General features: G+C 60.3%; 13 protein-coding genes and 1 pseudogene. 3 read left to right on the top strand and 11 right to left on the bottom strand.

Annotated features, from left to right (window positions below; translation table 11 throughout):
• Positions 1 to 61: 61 nt before the first annotated feature.
• A complete protein-coding gene (locus tag G485_RS26350; RefSeq protein ID WP_051318247.1) occupies positions 62 to 1,714 on the bottom strand; it encodes an ATP-binding protein in 1,653 nt (550 codons plus the stop codon).
• A 228-nt stretch (positions 1,715 to 1,942) separates the two neighbouring features.
• On the opposite strand from G485_RS26350, the gene G485_RS0113045 reads away from it, so the two are divergent.
• The gene (locus G485_RS0113045; protein ID WP_035156063.1) at positions 1,943 to 3,229 is read left to right on the top strand and encodes a BaiN/RdsA family NAD(P)/FAD-dependent oxidoreductase; all 1,287 of its coding nucleotides are present in this window, start codon (positions 1,943 to 1,945) and stop codon (positions 3,227 to 3,229) included.
• Here the strand turns inward: G485_RS0113045 and G485_RS30960 are convergent.
• From G485_RS30960 to xylA, 4 genes and pseudogenes are all read right to left on the bottom strand, one after another.
• Positions 3,213 to 3,311: pseudogene (locus G485_RS30960) on the bottom strand (carbohydrate ABC transporter permease); the annotation flags it as partial. The gene G485_RS0113045 and the pseudogene G485_RS30960 overlap by 17 nt on opposite strands.
• A gap of 127 nt (positions 3,312 to 3,438) precedes the next feature.
• The gene (locus G485_RS26355; RefSeq protein WP_051318248.1) at positions 3,439 to 3,840 is read right to left on the bottom strand and encodes a hypothetical protein; all 402 of its coding nucleotides are present in this window, start codon (positions 3,838 to 3,840) and stop codon (positions 3,439 to 3,441) included.
• A 173-nt stretch (positions 3,841 to 4,013) separates the two neighbouring features.
• Positions 4,014 to 5,510 carry a xylulokinase gene (gene xylB / locus G485_RS0113060; protein ID WP_027092931.1) on the bottom strand — a complete coding sequence of 499 codons (1,497 nt, stop codon included), beginning with the start codon at positions 5,508 to 5,510 and terminating at the stop codon, positions 4,014 to 4,016.
• Between the two features lie 78 nt (positions 5,511 to 5,588).
• Positions 5,589 to 6,911 carry a xylose isomerase gene (xylA, locus tag G485_RS0113065; RefSeq protein WP_027092932.1) on the bottom strand — a complete coding sequence of 441 codons (1,323 nt, stop codon included), beginning with the start codon at positions 6,909 to 6,911 and terminating at the stop codon, positions 5,589 to 5,591.
• 162 nt (positions 6,912 to 7,073) lie between these two features.
• Here xylA and G485_RS0113070 point away from each other — a divergent pair, with 162 nt between their 5' ends.
• Positions 7,074 to 8,237, top strand: coding sequence for an ROK family transcriptional regulator (locus G485_RS0113070; protein ID WP_027092933.1), 1,164 nt, complete (start codon positions 7,074 to 7,076; stop codon positions 8,235 to 8,237).
• Positions 8,238 to 8,354: 117 nt separating this feature from the next.
• On the opposite strand, the gene fucU is transcribed toward G485_RS0113070, so the two are convergent.
• The 4 genes from fucU to G485_RS0113090 all read right to left on the bottom strand — a co-directional run bounded on the left by fucU (position 8,355) and on the right by G485_RS0113090 (position 12,440).
• Positions 8,355 to 8,786, bottom strand: coding sequence for an L-fucose mutarotase (fucU, locus tag G485_RS0113075; protein WP_027092934.1), 432 nt, complete (start codon positions 8,784 to 8,786; stop codon positions 8,355 to 8,357).
• 177 nt (positions 8,787 to 8,963) lie between these two features.
• Positions 8,964 to 10,532: an extracellular solute-binding protein gene (locus G485_RS0113080; protein ID WP_027092935.1), complete on the bottom strand. Its 1,569-nt coding sequence runs from the start codon at positions 10,530 to 10,532 to the stop codon at positions 8,964 to 8,966.
• A 68-nt stretch (positions 10,533 to 10,600) separates the two neighbouring features.
• Positions 10,601 to 11,488 (bottom strand): carbohydrate ABC transporter permease, encoded by an 888-nt coding sequence (locus tag G485_RS0113085; protein ID WP_027092936.1) that lies wholly within the window; start codon positions 11,486 to 11,488, stop codon positions 10,601 to 10,603.
• A gap of 25 nt (positions 11,489 to 11,513) precedes the next feature.
• Entirely contained in the window at positions 11,514 to 12,440 is a 927-nt protein-coding gene (locus tag G485_RS0113090; protein ID WP_027092937.1) for an ABC transporter permease, read from the bottom strand.
• A gap of 259 nt (positions 12,441 to 12,699) precedes the next feature.
• Between G485_RS0113090 and G485_RS0113095 the strand changes: the two genes are divergently transcribed.
• Positions 12,700 to 13,680, top strand: a complete 981-nt coding sequence (locus G485_RS0113095; RefSeq protein ID WP_027092938.1) for an aldo/keto reductase — start codon at positions 12,700 to 12,702, stop codon at positions 13,678 to 13,680.
• Between the two features lie 170 nt (positions 13,681 to 13,850).
• On the opposite strand, the gene G485_RS29095 is transcribed toward G485_RS0113095, so the two are convergent.
• Positions 13,851 to 15,608: a sensor histidine kinase gene (locus tag G485_RS29095; protein WP_240489143.1), complete on the bottom strand. Its 1,758-nt coding sequence runs from the start codon at positions 15,606 to 15,608 to the stop codon at positions 13,851 to 13,853.
• Positions 15,609 to 15,787: 179 nt separating this feature from the next.
• The coding region (locus G485_RS29100) for a hypothetical protein (RefSeq protein WP_027091957.1) at positions 15,788 to 15,973 on the bottom strand (186 nt) is incomplete at its 5' end.

The raw sequence follows: 15,973 nt of genomic DNA on the forward strand, positions 1-15,973 counted from the left end.
GGCCTCCTTGTCTGGATGAGTCCCGCATAGGATGTCCGGATCCGGCCGTCCTTATTCCTTCTTACCAGCATTGGCAGCCGGGCTTGCAGAAGGAGACGACGAAGGTGGTTCCTTGGCCGAGTTTGGATTCGACGTGTATTTTCCCGTTATGGCGCTCCACAATGCTCAGACAGAGGGCAAGCCCGAGCCCGTTCCCGTTCGCCTTGGTCGTATAGAAAGGCTCGAACAGCCTCTCCAGCTTCTCCGGCGGAATGCCGACCCCGCTGTCGATCACTTTCAATTGGACCGTGTCGGCCAAATTCAACGTCTCGAGGCGTAGCACGCCTTTGTCGTCCATCGCTTCCATCCCGTTGCGCGCCAAATTCAGAATGAGCTGCTTGATCTCCTTGACGTTCAGCTCCAGCGGGTCCACCCGGTCGCACAGCCGCAGCTCGATCATCTGGCCGCGCATGTTCGCATCCGCCCGGAGCAGCGGCAGCAAATCCTCCAGCACGCTGTGAAGATCGCTCTCGCTTTTCTCGACGATCCGGTTCTGCGCCAGGGACAGAAAGTCGTTGATGATGGCGTTGGCCCGGTCCAGCTCTTGCAAAATGATATGGAAATAAGATTGCTGCTCCTTGGGGCTTCGCTCGTTCAGCAGCTGCACGAAGCCCCGGATGACGGCCATCGGATTGCGGATTTCGTGCGTGATGCTTGCCGCCATCTGCCCGACCAGGCTGAGCCGCTCCATTTTGTCCACTTCGTCCTTCAACCGCTGCTGCTCGGTAATGTCGTGGGCGATCAGCATGGCGCCTTCCGCCCGGTACAGCGGCGCTTCCCTCCAGGAGAAGGCCGTCGCGTAATACAGCCGGTTCTTGAACCGGATCAGATCCGTCGCCTGATCCTCGCCGCGCATGACTCTTCCGACCGCGTCCACTACGGAAGCACCGCCCCACATTTGCAGAACGGGACGGTAGGGAAAGTGCAAGATGTCTTTGCGGGCGAGCGGCGTCAGAAGCTTCAGAGCCAGGTCGTTCAGGTGCGAGATTCTGCCGTCCCTGTCGATGAAGAAAACGACCAGCGGCGAGAAGTCGATAAATTGCTGGAACCGGCGCACCTCGTTGGCGTACTTGGCCGACAATTCGCGGTAATCGCTCAGCATCCGGACCCGTTCGTACGCGTACTCGATGAAATGGACGGAGAGTAGCGACACACCCGCGATCAGCCCGCCGAACAAAAGCGCAATCCCGATCAGCCTGCCGGGCTCCCAACTCTCCTCCGCGAACGACCAGACTGCCTTGCCCGCCAGAAACACGAAGCAGACGCCGAGCAACTGAAGCACCGCCCTGTCTTTCCCCTTGCGGTCGACACCCTGGAAAAACTGAACGCGCCTGAACAGGAGAGGAACGAATACGACAAAGAACAAACCCAGCAAGACGATCTCCCCGAACCCCTGCAATTGGGCCAATCGCGCCGTCATGTACAGCACCGTAAGAATAGAAGCGCTGGGAATGCCCCCATACAGAGAACCGATCAGATAGGGCACTATCCGCAGATCGATCCCGCTATAGTCGGACTTGCATGAGACCAGCATGCAGAGCAGCATCGAAACGCCGCATGCGGCTCCGATGAACGCGGGCGCGTAACGGGTTCTCTCGGGCCGGATCAGCCACAATTGAACCGCCCCGACCGGAAATAGCGTAATCAGAAATTGAAGCAGCGAATATTGCCACACACCGTTGACCCTCCGCTCCCACGGATGCCGTTATGGAAATTCGTCCCTTTTTTTACGATATATTAGAGCCTAATGCCGAAATAATTAGCGTAATGAGCTGTATTTACTCTGATTAAAGCATAACTGCCGAGGATTGACAATCGATCGCGGCGTCGCCGGGCGCTTTCTTTTGGCGGCGCGACAAGCTACAATGGGGACAAAACGACTCGGAAAGTGCGGTATAGACAAATGTGGGACGTCATCGTCATTGGAGGAGGCCCGGCAGGGCTCATGGCTTCGATCGCCGCGGCCGAAGGAGGGGCACGCACGCTGCTGCTCGACAAAGGCGACAAGCTGGGCCGCAAACTCGGCATCTCGGGCGGAGGCAGATGCAATGTCACCAACAACAAGGACACGCAGGAGTTGATCCGTTACCTTCCCGGCAACGGGCGGTTCCTGCACAGCGCCTTGTCGCAATTCGGAAGCCGGGAGATCGTCGCTTATTTCGAAGAGATGGGCATTCGGCTCAAGGAAGAGGATCACGGGCGGATGTTCCCCGTATCCGACAAGGCGAAGACGGTCGTGGAAGCGCTCGTTAACCGGGTTCGGCAATCGGGCGTCGCGATCCGGACGAACCAGGCGGTAGCGAAGGTGCTGTACGGCGGCGGCCGCGTATCGGGCGTCAAGCTCGCATCGGGGGAAGAGCTTCCCGCCCGGTGCGTCATCGCGGCGGCGGGCGGCAAATCCGTCCCTCATACCGGGTCGACGGGCGACGGCTATGCGTGGGCGATCGAGGCGGGCCATACGGTTACGGAGCTGTATCCGACAGAGGTGCCGATTACGTCGGACGAGCCCTGGATTTTAAGCCGCGAGCTGCAGGGCCTGTCGCTTCGGGACGTGACGCTGACGGTGCTCGACGGCAAGGGGAAGAAGGTCGTCTCCCACGAGGGGGACATGATTTTTACGCATTTCGGCTTGTCCGGGCCGGCGGCGCTTCGCTGCAGCCAGTTCGTCGTCAAAACGCTTAGAGCAGGGAAGGGTCCGGTCACGGTCGCGATCGACCTGTTCCCGGACGAGAAGGAAGAGCGCCTCGCGGCGAATTGGGGGACGGCCGCGCGTTCCGAGCCGCGCAAGGCCGTCAAGACGCTCGTCCGGCAGAAGCTGCCGGAGCGTCTGGTGCCGCTGGCGCTCCGGCTGGCCGGATTGGACGCGGACGCCGGCGTCGCCAACGTGTCCAAGGCCAAGTGGCAGGACCTGGCCCGGCTCTGCAAGGCGCTGCCCGTCCGGGCGTCCGGCACGCTCTCCATCGAGGAAGCGTTCATCACGGGGGGAGGCGTCAACGTCAAGGAGATCGATCCCCGCACGATGGAGTCGAAGTTAATGCCCGGCCTCTATTTCTGCGGCGAAATTCTCGACGTGCACGGCTATACGGGCGGCTACAACATTACCGCCGCGTTCGCCTCCGGCCGCGCCGCGGGAACGGCGGCGGCCGAAGCGAGCGCGGCGGCGCGCGAATCGGTTATTTCCCGCCCGTGAAGGTGATACCCTGCACGAAGAAGCGGTTGAAGAAAACGTAGATGAGCAGAGCCGGCAGCGTCATAATGACCGAAGCCGCCGAAGCGGCGCCTTGTTCTCCGTAATGCCATGGAGCCGGCTCAGCTGAGCAGAGGGGATAAGCCTTCAAATGCGGAGGATAAAGAAAAATCCGCCCCCAGGTCCTCCGACCGTGAAGGCGGCTGCTATCGCTATCTCGCTTCAAACGTGTCGTAAGCGCCCGGATCCGGATGAAGCTCCCTCAACTCGGCTTCCTGCCGCTCCAGCGGCGTGAGGGTTCCGCCCTCCTCTTCCGCTTCCGAAGCCCAATCCTCGTTGACGATATGCGCCGGAATCGGGATGCAATCCAGCGAATACGACGCGTTCGTCAACGCCGCGTCCTCGGCCTCCGCCCGCTCGATCAGCTCTCCGCCGCAGCTCTGCACGATCTCCAGGGCCGAGACCAAATCTTCGCGGACGACATGAATATGCAGGCGCCCGCCATCGTGCAGCTCGGGATCGTACCCGAGCTCCTCAAGCGTATCGTATGCGAGCCGTGCGGCGGAATCGCTGGGGAACCGGAACATGATCGAGGTATGGCTCATCGGATTCATTCTCCATCCTTCTTGTCGATGTCTCCCGTTTAAGGTGTCCGGCGCTTCCGCTTCTCATGCAAAACAAAAGAGCCTCCTTCGGTTATCGGCCGAAAAAACGGAGGCTCTCAAGTAAGGGAGGCAACCAGTCTCAGAGTCTGGACCGTTACCTCCTCTCATCTTAACCAATTCTTCTATTTTCGAAAAGCCGCGAGCGACTCGTTCAGGCCTTTCGTTTGAGGATAAACCTGCTTATAGATGCGGAAAAGCTCGGCATATCGGGCGGAACGCGCCGGATCCGGGCGGAACGACTTCGAGCGCTTCACGAACGCGTCCGCGCAAGCGTCCAGGCTCGGGAACCAGCCGCAGCCGGTCGCCGCCAGCATCGCCGCTCCGAGTCCCGGTCCCTGCTCGTTCTCGAGGCCGACGACTTCCGCCTGGAAGATGTCCGCCTGCATCTGCAGCCAGACGGGGTTCTTGGCGCCGCCGCCGATGGAGACGATCGTGTCCACCGTCTTGCCCGCCTGGCGGAACATCTCCACCGTCTCGTTCAGCGAGAAGGTGATGCCTTCCATGACCGCGCGCGCGAAATGGGCGCGGGTATGCGCGCCGTCCATGCCGATGAAGCTCGCGCGGATGAGCGAATCGGCGTGCGGCGTCCGCTCGCCCACCAGGTATGGAGTGAACAGCAGCCCCTCCGCTCCGGGAGCGATGTCGCCGACTCCTTCAAGGAACGAATCGAACGGTTCGCCCTTCGCGAACGTGTTGCGAAACCAGCTCAAGCTGTAGCCGGCCGCGAGCGTCACGCCCATGGCGTAGAAAGCGTTCTCTTTGCCGTGGTTGAAGAAGTGGACCTTGCCCGCGTAATCCGCGGACGCGTCGGGCTCATAGGTCAGCACGACGCCGGACGTGCCGATGCTGCACATCGTCAGCCCCGGCTTCACAATGCCGGCGCCGATCGCGCCGCAGGCGTTGTCCGCGCCGCCCGCAAACACCCGGGTCGACGGGGCCAGACCCGTCTGTGCCGCGGCGGACTCGCTCAACGTGCCGACGAAGCCTCCCGCTTCCACGAGCGGAGGACAGAATTCGGCCGGCAGATGGAAGGCGGCGAGAACGTCCGCGCTCCAAACTTTGTTCGCGACGTCCAGCATCAGCGTTCCGGCCGCGTCGGACAGGTCCATATGAATGGCGCCGGTCAGACGGTAGCGAACATAATCCTTCGGCAGCACGAAGCGGCGCGCTCGGGCGAACGCTTCCGGCTCCTGCTCGCGCACCCATAAAATTTTCGGCAGCGTGAACCCTTCCAGCGCCGGATTGCGGGTGACGGACAGCAGCTTGTCTCCGAGCGTCCGTTCGATCTCGCGGCATTGCTCCGTCGTGCGCGTATCGTTCCACAGAATCGCCCGGCGCACGGGACGGTTGTCCGCATCCAGCAGCACCAGCCCGTGCATTTGCCCCGAGAAGCTGATGCCTTCGATATCCTGCGCGGATACGCCCGATTGCCGGGCCAATTCCTTGATCGACTCCAGCGTTCCCACGACCCAGTCCTCCGGATCCTGCTCGCTCCAACCCGACTTCTCGTGGTACAGCGGATATTCCCGCGTGGCCTCGGCCTTGACCGAGCCTTCCTGCGACACGAGCAGCGCCTTGACCGCGCTCGTCCCGAGGTCGACGCCAATAACGTACTTCATCCGGTTATCCTCCCTCGCGAAAACCGCCCCTCGGACAGGCGCCGGGGGGCGGACATGCGGCTTCTTCGTAGACTGCGATTATTTCACGCTGAAAATGACTTCGTTGACCTTGGCGCGGATTTGCTCCAGGCGGCCGGAACGGTTCTTGATCGGCTGCTGCTTCGTCAGCACGTATTGCTCCAGCGACTTGAGACTGGCCTTGCCGGCGACGATCTCGGCGCCGATGCCTTCGCGGTAGCTGCTGTAGCGTTCTTCGACGATGTCGTCCAGGATGCGCTCCTCAATCAGCTTCGCGGCGGCTTTGAGGCCGTGGGCGTAAGCGTCGATGCCCGCGATGTGGGCGAAGAACAAGTCTTCGTCCTCGAACGACGTTCTGCGGACTTTGGCGTCGAAGTTGACGCCGCCTCTGTTCAAGCCGCCGTCGTTCTTCAGAATTTCGAACATGGCCAGCGTCGTGCTGTACAGGTCGAACGGGAATTCGTCGGTATCCCAGCCGAGCAGATAGTCCCCTTGGTTGGCGTCGATGGAGCCCAGCGCGCCGTTCAGGCGGGCGACGCGCAGCTCATGCTCGAACGTGTGGCCGGCCAGCGTCGCGTGGTTCGCTTCGATATTCAGCTTGAAGTGGTCCTTCAGGCCGTACGTGCGCAGGAAGTTCAGCGCGGTGGCGGCGTCGAAGTCGTATTGGTGCTTCGTCGGCTCCTTCGGCTTCGGCTCGATCAGGAATTGGGCGTTAAAGCCGATCTCCTTCGCGTAATCGACCGCCATATGCAGCATGCGGGCCAGGTTGTCAAGCTCGAGGCCCATGTCGGTGTTGAGCAGCGATTCGTAGCCTTCGCGGCCGCCCCAGAAGACGTAGTTCTCGGCGCCGAGTTCTTTGCCGACTTCGAGCATTTTCTTGATCGTAGCGGCGGCATAGGCGAACACTTCCGCGTTGTTGGACGTGCTGGCGCCGTGAACGTAGCGGGGATTCGTAAACAGGTTGGCCGTGTTCCACAGCAGCTTTTTGCCGGTTGATTGCTGGAACTCCTTCAGCTTGGCCACGATAATGTCGATATTCTTGTTCGTCTCGGCCAGCGTTGCGCCCTCCGGAGCGATATCGGCGTCGTGGAACGCGTAGAACGGAACGCCCAGCTTCTCAAGCAGCTCGAAGTTCGCTTCGACGCGCGCCTTCGAGCGGTCCAGCGGGGACAGCGAGTCCCAGCTGCGAACGGCCGTGCCGGCGCCGAACGGGTCGGTGCCGTTCGCATTGAACGTGTGCCAGTAGGCGACGGAGATGCGGAGATGTTCTTCCATCGTCTTGCCGAGCACGACTTCCTTCGGGTTGTAGTGCTTGTAAGCGAACGGATTCTTGGAGTCGCGGCCTTCGTACTTGATTTGCGGGACATTAGGGAAAAAGCTCATGAATGGATGGCCTCCTAAATGAAGTGAATAGGTTCCGATGGCTCTAGCATATCACTTTAAAGTTTGTTTGTCTATTCAATAAACAAAGTTGCCAACTTCCATTATTGTGGTATGATGTAAGCATTCCTATTTACCGCTTGACATAAGGAGCTACTATCGGGCATGACTACAACTACAGGCGATCAAGCGCTCATCAAGCGCATGAATACGGCCATCGTACTGGAGGCGATTCTGCGCGCGGAACCGCTGTCCAGAGCCAAAATCTCCGAGATGACCGGCCTGAACAAGGCGACCGTCTCCTCCTTGGTGCAGGATCTGATCGACAACCGCCTCGTGCGGGAGATCGGGACCGGCGTCTCCAGCGGCGGCCGCAAGCCGGTCTTGCTCGAATTTATCGATACGGCAGGCTACGCGGTCGGCATCGATCTCGGCGTCAATTATTTGCGCGGCGTGCTGACCGACTTGCGCGGGGCAATCGTCGCGGAAAAAAAGCTTGCGCTGGCGACGCCCGATCCGGACAATACGTTCAACGTGCTGCGGCCTTTCATCCAGAGCCTGATCGACGAGGCGCCCGACGGCCCGTTCGGCGTCGTGGGCATCGGCGTGGGCGTCCCCGGCCTCGTCGACCGCGGCGGTTCGGTGCTGTACGCGCCGAACATGGGATGGCGCGACGTGCCGCTCAAGGAGGCGCTCGACCGGACGTTCGGCATTCCGGTGCTGATCGACAACGAAGCCAACGTCGGCGCTCTGGGCGAGCAGAAGTTCGGCATCGGGCGCGGCATCTCCAATATGATTTACGTCAGCGTGGGCATCGGCATCGGAACCGGGCTCATTCTGCATCGCTCCTTATACAAGGGAGCATCCGGCTTCTCCGGCGAGCTCGGGCATCTGTCCGTGGAAGCCCACGGCAAGCCTTGCCGCTGCGGCAACCGGGGCTGCTGGGAGCTGTACGCTTCCGAGCAGGCGCTGCTTGATCGCGCGGGAGAGCTGGGCTACCCGCAGGATCTCGACGCCTTGCTGGCGGCAGCCGAGTCCGGCGACGCGAAGCTGCGGAAGCTGCTGGAGGAAATCGGCGAATATCTCGGCGTCGGCATCTCCAACATCGTGAACGTGTTCAACCCGAACGCCGTCATCATCGGCAATCGGATGAGCAAGGCGCAGCCGTGGCTGGAGGAAGCCGTCCGGCGAACGGTGGAGCAGCGAGCGCTCGGCTTCCATCTGCGCAACGTCCACCTGCTCTATGCCGAGCTGGGCGACCGTTCGGCCGTCATGGGCGCCGCCGAGCTCGCCATCGCCGCCTTCTTCGACCGGCTGAAGGCGGCCTGAGCGGGCCGGACGGCGGAATCGGCCGGATCGAGACGGCTCCGCGCAAGAGCGCCAACCTCAAGAAGCCGAACGCTTCCTCTTCGGGAGCGCGTCGGCTTCTTTTTTAAAGCTGAATGATCAGCCCTTGACGACGCCTTTCTTGAGAATCACATTGGCGTACAACGCGCTCTCGCCCGTCGCCACGATGGCGTACGCCCGCTTGGCCCGCTCGTAAAAGGCGAACCGTTCCACTTCCTCGAAGGGCTCCTCGATGCCGGTATGCTTGCGGATGATGGAGCGATACGTCTCCCAGATCGGCGTCTCGACCGTATCGCCCGGCACGACCTGCATCAGCGCCGCCGGACGCTCCACGTACGAATCGAGCGGGAACAGCTTCAGAATCGCGTCCAGCAGGTCCGGAATGTTGTGCCCGTCGCAGCGGACGAGCCTCGCGGCATGGCTGGCCGCCGGGAAATTGCCGTCCCCGAGCACGATCTCGTCGCCGTGGCCCATTTCCATCAGCACCTTCAACAAATCGGGAGAGATCAAGGGAGAAATGCCGTATAACATGTCCAAACGCCTCCAATTAAACAGCTAGTGTCAACCAGATTGTACCACATGCGCCGCCCGGGCGGTCACAGCAACATCGCTCTGCGCTCCACCTCGCCGCTCAGGTTTCACCGTTCCTGCAATCGGAAAAAGCTGCCTTTCGAGACGCCACGGGGCGGCTTCCCTTATCTGGTTGGCTTACGATTGTCGGCCGGCAAGGTAAGCGTCCACTTGTTTTTGCGTTTCGGCCAAAATTTTGTCCAGACCGTTCTTCTTCTGCTTCTCGATATAGTCCGCCACCGCTTGATCGGGGTCCTTGACGTTGCCGAATTCAATCGGTTTGCTCAGCTCGTCGGACGTCTGATCGCGCTTGGCCAGCTCGTTCTTCATCGTGTCTTCGGCGATGAACAGGCCGTCGATCGGAGAGTTCACGTTCTCCGGCTGACTGGCGAACTCGGCTTCCTTCTCCCAGAAGCCCGCCGGGTAGGTCGAGGTCGGACGCATGAATTGCGGCTTCCAGAACGCCCACTGTCCGCCCCACTCCATGTAGTTGCTCGTCGTCGTGTTCATGCCGTCCGGATAGACGGCCGTATCGCCGTCAAGCTTGTACGTCTTGCCTTCGATCCCGTATTGGACCAGGTCGTACAGCTTCCGATCCGTCTCGATCATGTCGAGGAAGCGGAGCACGCGATCCGGGTGCTTGGAGTTGCGGTTGATCGCGACGACGTTCGCGAGCGGCGTCCGGTTCACCTGCTTCTTGTCCGGATACAGCTCCGAAGCCTGCTGCTTGAAGGAAGGGTCCGAGAAGCCCGGGTCGGCGTTGACCCATTCGTGGGACGTCAGCGTGAAGAGGGTTCTGCCGTTGCGCCATTCGGCCGCGCCGTCGGTCTTGTCGATCATGGCGTCGCGGTTGATCAGCTTCTCGTCGTACCACATCTTCGCCTTCTCCGCCGTCTCCTTGTAGAACGGCTGCTGCTCGACCGGCTGAATCGTAATCTTCGGATCGTTCAGATAGAAGCCGAGGCCGTGGAAGTTCAGGTCGACCCATTCGTCGCGGATCATGTAGATCGGCAGCGGTCCGGTGCGGTTGATCTTCTCGTTCGGATACGCCTTCTGCAGCTGGCGCAGCAGGTTGTCGACGTCGTCGATCGTTCGGACCGAATCCGGCGCGACCGTGATGCCGGCCTTGTCGGCCAGATCGGAGCGCCAGGTCGCGAACTGGCGCTGGTTCATCTTCATCGTCCAGGGCAGGCCGACGATCTGTCCGTTCACGGTCGCCGCGGACAGCGTCCCCTGCTCCTGGTATTTCTTGTACAGGCTCGGCGCGTATTGCGGCAGCAGGTCGTTCAGCGCCATGTAGGAGCCCTTCGCCGCCATCTGCTTGTACGAGAGCCAGTCGCCGTCGAAATTCATGTCCCAATTGTCGCCCGAGGCGGCCATGACGAGCATCTTGTCTTTGAAATCGTTAAACGGAATGAAGTTGATGTCGAACTTGACGTTCAGCCCCTTCGACTTCACGTAGTCGCTGATCGCGGACCACACCTCGTCCGTCGCCGCCTTCTTGTCGCCGCCGAAGTAGAATTTGAGCGTGACCTCCTCCTCCGGCTTGCCGGCGTCGGCCGGCGCGGAGCCCGGCGAGGACGCGGGCGGACTGGCCGAGGCGCTGCCGCCGCCGTTGCTGCCGCCATCGCTGCACGCCGCCAGCAGCGCGCCGGCCATCATGACGGCAGCCAGCGGCAGGGCCGGCCTGAATACTCTCTTCTGCATCTGAACCTCTCCCCTGAATAGGATTGTATACTATACAGCCCTAGCTGGCTGATATAGCCGTCCATCGGTCATCCTTTGACCGCGCCTACCATAAGTCCCTTGACGAAATAGCGCTGCACGAACGGGTACAGGAAGACGATCGGTCCGATCGTGATGACGGTGAGCGCCATCTTGATCGATTCGGACGGAATCGCCGGCGCGATCCGCTGCATGGCCGCCGCGTTGCCGGAGCTCTTGAGGAACTCGACGTTCGAGATAAGCGCCCGCAGCAGCAGCTGCAGCGGCTGAAGCTCCGACTTGTCGATGAACATCAGCCCAAGGAACCAATCGTTCCAGTAGCCCAGGGCGACGAACAGGCCGACGGTGGCCAGCACGGGGACGGAGAGCGGCGCGATCAGCCGGAAGAAAATCCGGTATTCGCTGGCGCCGTCGATCTTGGCCGACTCGTACAGATCTTCCGGAATCGACTGCATGAAGTTCCGGATGAGGAACATGTTGAAGGCGTTGGCGAGCGGCGGCAGAATCATCGCCCACAGCGTATCCTTCAGATCGAGATAGCGGACGCAGATGATGTACCAGGGAACGAGCCCCCCGCTGAACAGCATCGTAATGATGACGTAGATCGAGAGAATGTTCCGGTATTTGAACGACCGCCGGCCCATGACGTAACCGCCCATGCCGTTCACGACGACCGACAGCGCCGTGCCGATGCTCGTAACGAGAATGCTGACGCCGTAAGCGTCGAGAATGCGGTTGGAGCCGAGAAGCAGAATTTTGTAGGAATCCAGCGTGACATGCCTCGGAATTAGCGAGTAACCGTTGTTGACGATATCCTTCTCCGTGCTGAGAGAGCCCGAGATGACCATCAGGAAGGGGAAGAGGCACGCCAGACTGAAGAGCGTCACGAGAATGACGAGGATCGTCTGCGTCCAGGAAAATCGGCGTTGAAGCGGCACCGGAAGGGCCTCCTTTCGAGCGTCGTTAGAAGATGGCGGAATCCCGGTCGACCCGGCGGGCGGCGTAGTTGCTGGCCAGCACGAGCGCGAAGGCGATGACCGACTGCAGGAAGCCTGCCGCCGACGCCATGCCGATATCGCCCGACTTGCGGAGACTCCGGTACACCAGCGTGTCGATGACGTCCGTCGTCGGGAACAGCAGCGTCGCGTCGCCGACCATCGCGTAGAACATGCCGAAGTCGGCGTTCATGATGCGTCCGACGGCCAGCAGCGTTAGAATGATAATCGTCGGCCGCAGCATCGGGATGCTGATGTAGCGAATCTGCTGCCACCGGGAAGCGCCGTCGATGGAGGCCGCCTCGTAGTACGAGCCTTCGATGGAGGTCAGCGCCGCCAGATAGATGATCGTGCCGTAGCCGGTCGTCTTCCAGCGCAGCGCGATCGTCAGAATGATCGGCCACCAGCTCGCCTTGCTGTAGAAGTCGACCGGCTGCATGCCCAGCCACTCCAGGAAGCGGTTGATCGCTCCGTTCTCGTAGCTCAGCAGGTTGTAGGCGAACACGCCGACGACGATCCAGGAGATGAAGAACGGCAGGAAGGTGAGCGACTGGGTGATTCGCTTGAAAACCTTGTTCCTCAGTTCGTTCAGCACAAGCGCGAAGCCGACCTCGAAGACAAGACCCGCGGCGATGAACAGGGCGTTCAGCAGCACCGTGTTCCGAATGGCGCGGTAAGCGGCGTCCGAGGACAGCAGGTAGTCGAAGTTGTCGAACAGCGGATGCATCCAGTCGCTGCCGAAGATCCCTTTGCTGAAGTCGAAGTTCTTGAACGGAATGACCAGGCCCGACAGCGGCAAATAGTTGAACAGAAAGAGCAGAACCGCGACGGGCAAAAACATGACGAGCAGCTGGCGATTGCGGACAAGCTCGCGGATCACTCCGTTTCGGATCATAAGCGATTACCCTTTCTCTTATCGTGATACCTTCATGATAAGGAGAGGCGGGCGGCGATTCTATGAGCCATTCTTATCCTTTGCAGGGGGGTCTTGGCTTTCCGCAGGCGGCACTCCGTTTCTTGTACCAACTCACCTTCGGATGACTATATGAAGATTTTTTCAGTACTTCTAATCCTATCCTGACTTCACTATAATGAAAGTGTCGTTTGACGGAATCCATCCATATCCGAACCTGCAAGGAGGTTGCGAACGAATCATGGAATACGGGTATTTGGGCAAAAGCGGACTTCGGGTCAGCCGGCTCTGTCTGGGCACGATGAACTTCGGCACGGAGACGGAGGAGAAGGACGCGTTCCGAATTATGGACGCCGCCCTGGACGCGGGCATCAACTTTTTCGATACGGCCAACGTTTACGGGGGCCCCAATGCGGGACGGACGGAGGAAATTATCGGCCGCTGGTTCGCGCAGGGAGGCGGACGGCGCGAGAAGGTCGTGCTGGCTACTAAAGTATTCGGCGATATGCGGGACGCTGCGGACGGCCCGAACGCCGCGCGCGGATTGTCGGCGTACAAGATCCGCCGCCATCTGGAGGCGTCGCTGAAGCGGCTGCAGACCGACCATATCGAGCTGTACCAGATGCACCACGTCGACCGCAACGTATCGTGGGACGAGCTGTGGGAAGCGTTTCGGGTGGCGGCCTATCAAGGCAAGATCGGCTATGTCGGGGCGAGCAACTTCGCCGGACGCGATCTGGTCAAAGCCCAATACGAGGCCAAATCGCGCGGCCTGCTCGGACTCGTATCCGAGCAGCACAAGTACAGCTTGCTCTGCCGTCTGCCGGAGCTTGAGGTTCTGCCGGCCGCTCGGGAGCACGGCATCGGCGTCATCGCCTGGAGCCCGCTGGACGGCGGCTTGCTGAGCGGCCATGCGCTGCACCCGGAAGCCGGCTCCCGCCGTGCCTCCCGCAATCCGGAACGGGTGGAGAAGCACCGCAAGCAGTTGGAAGCGTTCGAAGGGCTGTGCAAGGAGCTCGGCGAATCCGAAGCCAACGTCGCGCTCGCCTGGACGCTGGCGCATCCCGCGATCACGGCTCCGATCATCGGCCCCCGCACGCTGGAGCAGTTCCAGAACTCGCTGCGCGTCGTCGACATCAAGCTGGGCGAGCCGACGCTGCGGCGGCTCGATGAGATTTTCCCGGGACCGGGCGGAGAAGCGCCCCAGGCTTACGCCTGGTAAACCGATCCCGCGCCCGGCCTGCGTTTCGCCATCGTTATTCCATTTTCGAATCCGTCCCCGACGAAACGGACAGCTTTCGCCGGCTTCAAAGCAGGCATCGTCCCCATTCCCGGCACCGATCGGGCCGATCGGCCGTCGCCGGTTGGCCCGTCGGAAACGCAAAAGCGCCCCTAGCCGGGGCGCTCCGTCTTGTCGTCCGGAAGCAGCGGATGCAGCAGCGTAATTCGGGTGCCGAGGCCGGGGCCCGTCTCGATCCGCAGCCGATGCCGCTCGCCGAAATAGAGCTTCAGGCGGTTGTTCACATTCCGGAGTCCGACGCCCTTCGAGCCGGCCGGCCCGACTTGCGCGTCGTCGGCGTCCAGGTTCAGCCTGGCCAGCGCCTCCGGCGGAATGCCGCTGCCGTTGTCGATAATGTCGATGATCATGTCGCTGCCTTCCTTGCGGGCGGTCAACAAAATTTTGCCGTCCTCGAAGTTGTCGCGGATGCTGTGCTGAATAGCGTTCTCCACAAGCGGCTGAAGCAACAGCCGGAGGAAGGGAGCGTCCTTGAGCTCGTCGTCCAGCGAGTACAGAATCCGGATCGGCTTGCCCAGGCGCGCTTGCTCGATGCGAACGTAGGCTTTGACCTGCTCGATCTCGCGGCCGAGCGTCGTGATCTCCTTGCCCTGGTTCAAGCTCAGCCGCAGCAGGTTGCCGAGCGCCGCCACCATCTCGGCAATCTCGCTGCTGCCCAGGTTCTCGGCCTTCCAGCGAATCGAATCCAGCGTATTGTACAGGAAGTGGGGATTGATCTGATGGCTGAGCACCTGGAACTCCAGCTCCTTTTTCCGCCGTTCCGCCCGCGACGTCTCGGCAATCAGTTCCTCGACGCGATGAATCAGGCTGTTGAAGCCCCGGTACAGCCACCCGACCTCGTCCTGGCGGGCCGACAGCGGAATCTGCCGCCTGAAGCTGCCCGGCTCGGCCTTGCGCATAAGGCGAACCAGCCGTGCGATCGGCTGCGTGAAGTAGACGGTAATATAGAGCGCCACGCCGACGCAGCAGACCAGATAGGCGATCAGCGACCAGACGAATACGCGGTTGACCTCCTCGGTTGTTCCCGTCAAATTGTCGAGCGGCGTCAGACTGACAATCGTCCACGGCTGGCTGGTCATCCCGACGTAGCTGGCCAAATACTTGCCGCCTTCCAGCGTAATCGTCAGCGACCCCTCGTTGCCCGAACGGAAATGCCGGATGAACCGGTCCGAGGGAAATTCGAGGCCGGTCCAGCGGTTCTCCGTCGAATCGTACAGCACTTGCCCGGTATTCTCCATCAGAATGAGCCGCTGCTCGATCATCTCGCCGCTCGGCGCAGAATCTCTCCGAGCTCCGATGTGTTGATTGGCTTGAGGTTGTGAACACGAAGCGATGTCATTCCCAGGCGAAAGAAACTGCTGCCGCTTTAACTCGTCAAGCGCCCCAACCGCTGTAATCTGCACTTCATTCCCGTCGTAACGGATAATGATTTCATCAACCAGTGTCTCTACAATATGTCGCTTCTCCTCAAGGGTAAGCTCGTCGCCGGCGCTCTCGATAAAGTTTCGGACAGCCTTGGAGACCTCGGCAATCCGATTGGCCGATATTTCCTTCTCCGCTTGTTCTGACAACTGCTTTTCGTACCCGGCAAGCTCTTGCTCCAACGACTTTAGTCCGGCATTAATCTTTTGCATTTCGGTAAGCATCTCCTGCTCATCAATGACCTCCCGCTTGAACATGATTTTGATTTTTTCCTTTTCCTTCTCCTTCTGCTCCAGCTGACGTTTGATGTGGTCCGCGGCGGATTGAAGTTCCAGGTTAATCTCATTCGATTTGCTTTGCAGCCGCTCCATATAATCATCGGGATTAGACAATGTCTCCAAAATGAGCTGCCAGACGTAATGATCCAACATATCGGCGCGCAACGTTTGAGTTGGGCACTTCTCAACTCCTTCACCATACTTCTTTGGGAAGAGGTTTGGACATCTGTAGCAGGTGTAACGGATCTTTTCTCCCGTTTCTTTATTTACCCGGCCTGTATAAGTAGGGCTTGCTGAACAAGATCAATTTAAGCTGCTCCCAACGCATGAGCCTAGACCGTGATTTTCTTTGCGGTTTTCATGCAAAAAATCGGACGGAACGCAATGAATCTGAAAAAAGAGAAAAAAAGAACCCGCAGTCGCCGTTCCAGGTTCATAACCAGAAACTGGATAGCGATGACAGTTAAACTTGTATGAGCACCGCGGGAGCAAATTCGGCCCAAACCCAACTTGCGTTT

Origin of the sequence: Cohnella thermotolerans DSM 17683 (assembly GCF_000429825.1) — a bacterium.
Taxonomy (GTDB): Bacteria; Bacillota; Bacilli; order Paenibacillales; family Paenibacillaceae; genus Cohnella; species Cohnella thermotolerans.

Bases quoted from the DNA above. Each gene is read 5' to 3' on its own strand.
- G485_RS26355 (WP_051318248.1), bottom strand. From the start codon at position 3,840: ATGAATCCGATGAGCCATACCTCGATCATGTTCCGGTTCCCCAGCGAT.
- G485_RS0113090 (WP_027092937.1), bottom strand. From the start codon at position 12,440: ATGATCCGAAACGGAGTGATCCGCGAGCTTGTCCGCAATCGCCAGCTG.
- G485_RS0113095 (WP_027092938.1), top strand. From the start codon at position 12,700: ATGGAATACGGGTATTTGGGCAAAAGCGGACTTCGGGTCAGCCGGCTC.
- G485_RS0113045 (WP_035156063.1), top strand. From the start codon at position 1,943: ATGTGGGACGTCATCGTCATTGGAGGAGGCCCGGCAGGGCTCATGGCT.
- G485_RS29095 (WP_240489143.1), bottom strand. From the start codon at position 15,608: ATGTTGGATCATTACGTCTGGCAGCTCATTTTGGAGACATTGTCTAAT.
- G485_RS0113080 (WP_027092935.1), bottom strand. From the start codon at position 10,532: ATGCAGAAGAGAGTATTCAGGCCGGCCCTGCCGCTGGCTGCCGTCATG.
- G485_RS0113070 (WP_027092933.1), top strand. From the start codon at position 7,074: ATGACTACAACTACAGGCGATCAAGCGCTCATCAAGCGCATGAATACG.
- fucU (WP_027092934.1), bottom strand. From the start codon at position 8,786: ATGTTATACGGCATTTCTCCCTTGATCTCTCCCGATTTGTTGAAGGTG.
- xylB (WP_027092931.1), bottom strand. From the start codon at position 5,510: ATGAAGTACGTTATTGGCGTCGACCTCGGGACGAGCGCGGTCAAGGCG.
- xylA (WP_027092932.1), bottom strand. From the start codon at position 6,911: ATGAGCTTTTTCCCTAATGTCCCGCAAATCAAGTACGAAGGCCGCGAC.